Here is a 7,980-nt window from a genome sequence, read left to right on the forward strand (position 1 = left end):
GCGCCGGCTCACGTGGAATGTCGCTGGACGCCGATGCGGCAATCCAGGACGAAGCGCCGCTGTCTACCGCTGCGCTCAGCTTTGCATGGTCGCGTCGTCGAGCAGGGCCCGGTGGCCACGCAGGAGGAGCAGTTTTGGAGCCGAACTCCAGGTGGCCGTCAAAGAGGGGAGGCCGCGTGAGTGGAGCGGGTGCGGGCGTTATCCGCGGTTAGATTTTTTCGCCTCACCGCAGTGCCGCGGCATCCACCGCTCCGCGACGCGCGGCAGGCGCCGATAACGACGCGGAGACCAGTGCCCGACCGAGACCAACGCATTTGAGCACTTCAGGGACCTTTTCGAGCTGCTGACCGGCACCCGTGGAGCTGCGCCGGTTACACAGCTGTTACCGCAGATGAACAGTTGTTGCCACCGGGTGAATAGTTGCAAACACCAGGCTTGAGCCCCAGCACACGGCGATACGCGCGTCTATTCTCATGCACGAACAGATGGCCGGAACTGACCTAGGGAGGAAGCCAAATGGCGTTCGTGACTACACAGCCTGAGGCACTGTCGGCCGCGGCCACCAGCCTGCAAGGAATCGGCGCGGGATTGAACTCCCAGAACGCGTCGGCGGCGGCTCCCACGACGGGCGTCGTTCCGGCTGCGGCCGATGAGGTTTCAGCTCTGACCGCCGCCCAGTTTGTCGCGCACGCTCAGCTTTATCAGGCGGTCAGCGCCCAAGCTGCGGCGATCCACGAGATGTTCGTCAACACATTGGGCACCAGCGCCGGTTCCTATGCGGCTACCGAAGCTGCCAACGCAGCCGCTGCCGGCTGAGTGTTGTCGATGAAGACCGTCCCACTGTGGTGCCACTCCCAGTGGCTACCAGTTAGCGGGAAAGGGGGGTCCAGCCGTGCGTTTCAGGTCGGCGGTTGCCCCAGGTAACCAGTCCGACTACCACGTTCGTTGCAGTCCATCACTAGAAGCTAGGAGATAAGCAAGTGCCTTCACGTTTTATGACTGACCCGCACGAGATGCGGTCGATGGCGGGCCGTTTCGATGTGCACGCGCAGACGGTTGAGGACGAGGCCCGCAAGATGTGGGCATCGAGCCAGAACATTGCCGGGGCCGGCTGGAGTGGTACCGCGCAGGCCACCTCGTACGACACCATGGGCCAGATGAACACCGCGTTCCGCAACATCGTCAACATGCTGCACGGGGTTCGGGACGGCCTGATCCGCGACGCGAACCACTACGAGAGCCAAGAGCAGGCCTCTCAGCAGATTCTGAGCAGCTAACTCCACTGGCAGCGTAAACTTCAACAATCAGGAGGACAGATAAATGTCGATCAGTTACCAGTTCGGTGATGTCGACGCCCACGGCGCGTTGATCCGTTCGCAGGCCGCTTCGCTGGAGGCCGAGCACCAGTCCATCGTGCGCGATGTGCTGGCTGCCGGTGACTTCTGGGGTGGCTCGGGTTCGGTGGCTTGCCAGGAGTTCATCACCCAGTTGGGCCGCAACTTCCAGGTCATCTACGAACAAGCCAACTCTCACGGCCAAAAGGTCCAGACGGCCGGCAACAACATGTCGTCCACCGACTCCGCCGTCGGCGGCAGCTGGGCCTGACGCCTCAGCCAGTAAGAGTTCGAAACACACCGGGCATCGGGATGCCCGGTGTGTTTTCGTTTAGGCACCTTGCGCACCCGTTCTCATTGCCGTGGACGCCGAAACACACTGGCGCTGTTGAGTGTACGAGGTGGTGACGCCGTAGGCGTCGGACGCGCCTACTCGGCAACTGCTATACACGCACCCAGGATGGTCGTGGAGGTGAAGTTGGCCGCGTTGGCCAAGTGATTGTCGGTCGGAGTGTAGGTCGGCAGCGCCGTGACAAACGCGCGACGGTACTGGGCCGAAAGATTCGCCACATCCTGGAAGACCGCGTTATCGCTTTGCCGGCCAAGCTGTTCCAATTTGCCGGCGAACGAGTTCATCACGGGTCCAACCGCGTAATTGACCGCCTTCTGCTCTTTATTCCAATAGATCGACGGGACATTGGGATCCATTTGCTGCCACGCGGCGGTCTGCTTGCCGAACTCGTCCAACGCCGACCTCCAGTCGGGGCACACGGAGTTGTCGTTGGTGAGCATGGGCTGCGGGTTCGCCAGGTTGCCCACCGGGGCGATGTCGGACGGCGGCGGCGACGGCGACACCAGCGGACCGCGGGCCGCTGCCGACCCGTCGGTGATGGCGGCGCAGATCGCTCCCAGCGCGGACGAGGCACTGTTCGCCGCGCCGGCCAAGTTGTTGTCGGCCGGCGTGTATTTGGGGATCCGCTCGGAGTAGGCGCGCGCATATGCGATGAACTGCTGGTAGAGCTCACGCATCACCCGATGCGGCGTCAGCTTGACCAGGCCGACCGTCTGGGCCGCCGCGCCGCGCAGCGACTGGCCGGCTGCGATGTATTGCGCACGCAGCTTCGGCGTCCACGCCGAAGCGGGCACCGACCGGTCGCGATCGTTCCACAGGCCCTGGCCGCCGTTCGCCAGTTGATTGTTGATCGCCGTCCACGCCGTGCAACTCGGATCATCGGTGATCACCGCCACGGGCCCGGTATCTTTCGCGCTGGCCACGGCGGCGGTCTCGTGGTTCGAATCACTATCCGAGCCGCCCTTGGGCGCCCCCGAATCCCCACCGCCGAATAGCAATACCGCTGCGACGATCGTTGCCAAGACCGCTACCGCGGCCACCCCACCCATTGCCCACTTAAGATGTTTGTTTTCTTTAGGGGCGTCAGTATCAGACGTCACGATGACCCAGCTTAAATGACAACTGGCTCACCGCAGGCGTATTGGCGACGAGCCGAGACGCTGATTGCGACAGGAACCAACCCGGTCGTGGGGGTTGACATAGACTCGAACAAGCGTTCGAATATAGTATGCGGTGGGACCACCAGAGCATCGACGTCGACGACGGCGCGCTGCCCGGTTTGGAACGCATCGGCTTCGTCCGCAGTGTGCGGACGCCGCAGTTCGAGGGCATCACGTTTCACGAGATCCTGTGTAAATCGGCGCTCAACCGAATTCCGCGCGCGGCAGCATTGCCATTCCAATACACCGTCAACGGATACCGCGGTTGCTCGCACGCTTGCCGGTACTGCTTCGCCCGGCCGACCCACGAGTATCTGGATTTCGACTGCGGCAACGACTTCGACACCCAGGTCGTCGTCAAGACCAATGTCGTCGATGTGCTGCGTCGCGAACTGGCCCGGAAGTCGTGGTGTCGCGAGACGGTTGCGCTGGGTACCAACACCGACCCCTATCAACGCGCCGAGGGTCGCTACGCGTTGATGCCCGGCATCATCGGCGCGCTGGCGGCGGCGGGCACGCCGCTGTCGATCCTGACCAAAGGCACGCTGCTGCGCCGTGATCTGCCACTGATCGCCGACGCGGCCGAACAGGTGCCAGTCAGCCTCGCCGTCTCGCTTGCGGTCGGTGACCCCGAACTGCACAAGCGGGTCGAGCCCGGCACGCCGGGCCCGCAGGCCCGCCTCGGATTGGTCGCCGCGATTCGCGAAGCCGGCTTGGACTGTCACGTGATGGTGGCGCCGGTACTGCCCTATCTGACGGATTCGGTCGAGCATCTCGACGGATTGCTGCGCCAGATCGCGGAGGCGGGGGCCGTCAGCGTCACCGTTTTCGGCCTGCACTTGCGGGGATCGACCCGCGGCTGGTTCATGTCGTGGCTGACGCGCACCTATCCGCAGCTAGTCGGTCCGTATCGCGAGTTGTACCGGCGTGGGGCGTATTTGCCGCAGGCCTACCGAGACGAGCTTCGCGCGAGGGTGGCACCCCTGATCGCCACATACGGGCTGGCCGGCGATCCGCGGCGCTTCGATGCCGCCCCGCCACCGCAAGCCGTCGAGGTGCTACCGCCAACGCTGTTCTGAGCTAGTTCAGGTCGGGTGCGTGGTAGGTGTCGCACTGGTTGGGGTCGCCGGTCTGGTAGCCGACGGTGAACCAGTGCTGACGCTGCTCCGAGGAGCCGTGGGTCCAGGACTCCGGGTTGACCCGGCCGGTGGCGGTCTTCTGGATACGGTCGTCGCCGACCGACGAGGCCGCCGACAACGCGTCGGCAATGTCCTTGTCGCTCAGTGGTTCCAAGAAAGGCACGCCGGTGCTTTCCTGCTTGGTGGTGGAGGCATAGTGGGCCCACACGCCGGCATAGCAGTCGGCTTGCAACTCGGTGCGCACGCCATTACCGCCGGCGCCTTGCGCGCCCTGCTGGGCGCGACCCAGTGATCCCTGCAGATCCTGCACATGGTGCCCGAACTCGTGAGCTACCACGTATTCCTGCGCCAATGGCCCACCACTTGAACCGAATTGGGTGCGCAGCACGTCGAAAAAGCCGGTGTCGAAATAGGCGGTTTTATCGACCGGGCAATAGAACGGGCCAACTTCGGTGCTGGCCGGTCCGCACCCGGTGTTGACCTGACCACTGAACAGCCGCACCCGCGGCCGGGTGTATCCCTGCATCAGCTGCTTCCACACCGCGTCGACGGAGTTGCCGGTGGCTATCACGCGGCACTGCGCGTACTGGTTGGCGTCGGCCCCGGTCTTGCATTTGCTGAGATCGAACCCGGGCGCCACGTCCTGGCTGGCGCTCGGCGCCGGCAGCTGGTTGACCACTTTGCCGGGATCGACCCCGAGTAACAGCGCGACCACGAGGAATAACAGCCCGCCGAGCCCGCCGCCGATCGCGATTCCTCGTCCTCCGCCACCTCCGGACGACGCCGTCGTGCTGGTGTCGATCTGCATACCCTCGTTGAAGGTCATCGCACTCTCCGTTGCGGTGTTGGCGTAGCTCCCGGATATTTCTGGCCCGGCAAGATCAGCTTTGCACACTACGATTCAGGCGTGCCCGCGGTTGCCGAAGTTCCTGCGCTCGCGTGCACGTCCATCGGCGATCTGCGGGGCACCGTCGAAGGCGGCCTCGCGGTGTGGCGCGGCGTGCCGTACGCGCAACAACCCATCGGTGAGCGTCGATTCGCCGCACCGGCGCCGCTGCCGCCCTGGACAGGTGTGCGCGACGCCGTCGAGCACGGACCGTTGCCGCTGCAGAGCCGCTCGATGGTCGCCGGCGACCGCAGAGACCCGAAGATTCGCGACGAAGCCTGCTTGACGGCGACGGTGTGGTCGCCGGACGTGTCCGGCTCGTTGCCGGTGATGGTGTGGATCCCCGGCGGAGCCTTCCTCAACGGCGCCGGGCAGTTGCAGCTCTACGACGGGTCGCAGTTGGCCGCGAACGGCAACGTCGTGGTCGTCAATGTCACCTACCGGGTGGGGGTTTTCGGCGGTTTCGAACTTGGCGATCTCGGCGACGGCTTTGACGACAATCTGTGCCTGCGCGATCAGATCGCCGCCTTGGCCTGGGTTCGTGACAACATTGCGGCGTTTGGCGGCGACGCCAACCGGGTCACCGTGTTCGGCGAATCCGCGGGCGCCACTTCGGTATTGGCTCTGTTGGCCAGCCCGGCAGCCGAAGGCCTTTTCGCCCAGGCGATCGCGCAAAGCCCCGCGCTGCCACTGATCGCCGACCGTGCGACGCGCGCTGAGCAGGCGCAACGATTTCTCAGTCGACTCGGGGTGCGGGCGGGGGAATTGAAAACGCTCCCGCAGCGTGACTTACGCCGCGCGGCAGGGAAATTCCAACTTGCGAGTGTAGCGACGACACCGACGCTGGCGCATGGCCTGACCTACGGGACCGAGCTGCTGCCACTGCACCCGACCGAAGCCGCGCGGACGGGTGCGACGGCCTGTGTCCCGTTGGTCATCGGTTCCAACCGGCGTGAGGCGTCGCTGTTCGCCCGAGACAAGACGGCGATGCTGCCGACGACGCAGGCGACCGTCGATCAATATTTCGCGCGATTCGCGCCGGAGCCGAGGGCGCGGGTGCTTGCGGCGTATCCGGGCCATCCGCGCCGCCGCGCGTTGGAGAACATCGGTGCTGACGCGATGTTCGTGGCCCCGACGTGGGCGTTCGCCGATGCCTACAGTGCTCACGCGCCCACCTATGCCTACCGCTTCGATCACACGTCAGCGACGCTGCGGGCGACGGGCCTGGGCGCCGTTCACGGCAGCGAGATCGTGCACATCTTGCACACCTATGGATCGCACTTGGGCCGACGACTGCATCCGCTGGGGAGATGGCTGACGCCGGCGGTGGGCCGCCGGATGCAGAGGACCTGGCTGGAATTCGCCGACGCGGCCGGGTCCGATCGCCAAATTTGGTCTCGCGACTGGCCCCGCTACGACACGACTCGCCGGGCCACCCGCGTCATTCGGTCGTTCTCCGATGTCGCGGTCGACGACCCCGATACAATCCGCCGCTCGGCGTGGAACGGACTGCTAGGGTCCGATTAGTTGGACTCTGATGGTCGGCCGGTCGGGTGGGCGGTATTTTGTAAAGCTAATTGATACGGCTGGCCGGAGCGGCTGAAAGGGGGCGCGTACTGATGACCCGGGATTCCAACGAGTGTCTGCCCGTTCAGGTAGCTGCTGAGGCCGCCGTATGAACCTTCCGTGTATGTACTTGTCGAGGCCTGCGGTTGTCATTCCGGACGCCGCCCTCGACAACGAGACGGTGTTGGCGCGGGTAAGAGAGTCCTTCCGGGGAACCCGATCTGAGTGGGATTCGATCGCGCAAGGCATTCAGTATGTGCTGGGCCGATGTAATACCCAGGTCCGCTACGTCGACCCCGACCAGACGCTTTCGCCTGGCGAGTTCGCGTCTCGCGCGGCGACCGCCTGCCTCTTCGAGAACGGCATCGATGCGAGCGAGATCGACCTTTTGATTTATGGCGGAATTGCCCGCGAGAACTTCGAGCCCGCGACCGCCGCTGAGGTCGCCGGGCGGCTCGGAGCGAGGCCGTTACACGCGTTCGACGTGACCTGTGCCTGCGCCGGGCTGCTCGAGGCGATACACGTCGTCGCCGGTTACTTCGCTCTGCATTCCGAGATCAACACGGCGCTGGTGTGCGCGGGCGAACTTTGGCGCGATCGGGTCACCTATGACCTCCAGACGCTCGACGACGTCGCGGAGCTCGCCGCCGGCCTGACGCTCGGGAACGCGGCCGCGGCATTCCTGGTGACTCGCGAGTCGCTGCGGGCGGGCAGCGCTCGGCTGCTGGGCTTCCAGCACAAGACACTTGCCGAGCATTACGACCTGTGCTCGGCGCCGATCGACGGCCACTTCGTGTCGCGCTCGAAAGAGCTGTTCGCACTTGCGGTTCACGTGCCGGGAGAGCTTCAGCGCCTCCTCGACTCCGCGGGCTGGAGGGCCGAAGACGTCGACCACTACATTTTCCACCAGCCCAGCCAGGCGATCCTCGAGCGGGTCTTCGCCGCAGTCGGTGCGCGGCCCGAGGCGTGCGTGCATACGCACTCGGTATACGGCAATACCGCCAGTACCTCCTGGGCGGTCGCGCTCAACCACCGTCTGAAGCACGGCACCATCAACAACGGTGACAAGCTCGTGATCGCAAGCGCCGCATCAGGGTTCACGATTGTTTGCGCATCTGCAGTGTGGGAGAGCTGAATGCGGCATTATCTACGGATCTACCGGGTGATCGGCAAGACGTTCGGGGTGTGGTTTCGGCCGCTCGGCGCGTTCGGGCTTTTGCAATTGCGCCAGGCGATTTCAGCGATAACGCTCGCTCTGGACTACGTGTTCTACCCCAGTCATCGTAAGCAGCCGATCGACCGACCGATCTTCATCATCGGTAATCCGCGCAGCGGCACCACATTTCTGCACCGGCTGCTGCTCGGTGCTGGTGATATGGCCGCTCTGGAGTTGTGGGAGATGCTCTTTCCGGCCATCACCGCGCGCAAGCTGCTCGGCGGGATCGTGCCGCGGCTGGACAAGCTGTCGCCCGCCCGCTACCACCCCTCCGACGTGCACGAGACCAGCTTGCGCGGCGTCGAGACCGACGACGTGGCCTGGTTC

At 64.7% G+C, this 7,980-nt stretch carries 9 protein-coding genes; 7 read left to right on the top strand and 2 right to left on the bottom strand.

Annotation, left to right across the window (positions count from 1 at the left end; all coding sequences use genetic code 11):
* Positions 1-516 precede the first annotated feature (516 nt).
* The 3 genes from WAN02_RS19175 to WAN02_RS19185 all read left to right on the top strand — a co-directional run bounded on the left by WAN02_RS19175 (position 517) and on the right by WAN02_RS19185 (position 1,605).
* Positions 517-816 (top strand): PE family protein, encoded by a 300-nt coding sequence (locus WAN02_RS19175; RefSeq protein ID WP_422265821.1) that lies wholly within the window; start codon positions 517-519, stop codon positions 814-816.
* A gap of 164 nt (positions 817-980) precedes the next feature.
* Positions 981-1,277 carry a WXG100 family type VII secretion target gene (locus WAN02_RS19180; protein WP_422265822.1) on the top strand — a complete coding sequence of 99 codons (297 nt, stop codon included), beginning with the start codon at positions 981-983 and terminating at the stop codon, positions 1,275-1,277.
* 43 nt (positions 1,278-1,320) lie between these two features.
* Complete coding sequence (locus WAN02_RS19185; protein WP_331512261.1) at positions 1,321-1,605, top strand: WXG100 family type VII secretion target; 285 nt, start codon at positions 1,321-1,323, stop codon at positions 1,603-1,605.
* A gap of 158 nt (positions 1,606-1,763) precedes the next feature.
* Here the strand turns inward: WAN02_RS19185 and WAN02_RS19190 are convergent, their stop codons facing one another.
* Positions 1,764-2,786: a hypothetical protein gene (locus WAN02_RS19190; protein WP_422265823.1), complete on the bottom strand. Its 1,023-nt coding sequence runs from the start codon at positions 2,784-2,786 to the stop codon at positions 1,764-1,766.
* A gap of 128 nt (positions 2,787-2,914) precedes the next feature.
* Between WAN02_RS19190 and WAN02_RS19195 the strand changes: the two genes are divergently transcribed.
* Positions 2,915-3,925 carry an Rv2578c family radical SAM protein gene (locus WAN02_RS19195; protein WP_422265824.1) on the top strand — a complete coding sequence of 337 codons (1,011 nt, stop codon included), beginning with the start codon at positions 2,915-2,917 and terminating at the stop codon, positions 3,923-3,925.
* 1 nt (position 3,926) lies between these two features.
* Here the strand turns inward: WAN02_RS19195 and WAN02_RS19200 are convergent, their stop codons facing one another.
* Complete coding sequence (locus tag WAN02_RS19200; RefSeq protein ID WP_422265825.1) at positions 3,927-4,811, bottom strand: neutral zinc metallopeptidase; 885 nt, start codon at positions 4,809-4,811, stop codon at positions 3,927-3,929.
* Between the two features lie 81 nt (positions 4,812-4,892).
* Here WAN02_RS19200 and WAN02_RS19205 point away from each other — a divergent pair, with 81 nt between their 5' ends.
* The 3 genes from WAN02_RS19205 to WAN02_RS19215 form a co-directional block, all read left to right on the top strand.
* The gene (locus tag WAN02_RS19205) at positions 4,893-6,398 is read left to right on the top strand and encodes a carboxylesterase/lipase family protein (protein WP_422265826.1); all 1,506 of its coding nucleotides are present in this window, start codon (positions 4,893-4,895) and stop codon (positions 6,396-6,398) included.
* Between the two features lie 163 nt (positions 6,399-6,561).
* Positions 6,562-7,572, top strand: coding sequence for a 3-oxoacyl-ACP synthase III family protein (locus WAN02_RS19210; RefSeq protein ID WP_422265827.1), 1,011 nt, complete (start codon positions 6,562-6,564; stop codon positions 7,570-7,572).
* The coding region (locus WAN02_RS19215; RefSeq protein WP_422265828.1) for a sulfotransferase at positions 7,573-7,980 on the top strand (408 nt) is incomplete at its 3' end.

Origin of the sequence: Mycobacterium sp. (genome assembly GCF_049281135.1) — a bacterium.
GTDB lineage: Bacteria > Actinomycetota > Actinomycetes > Mycobacteriales > Mycobacteriaceae > Mycobacterium.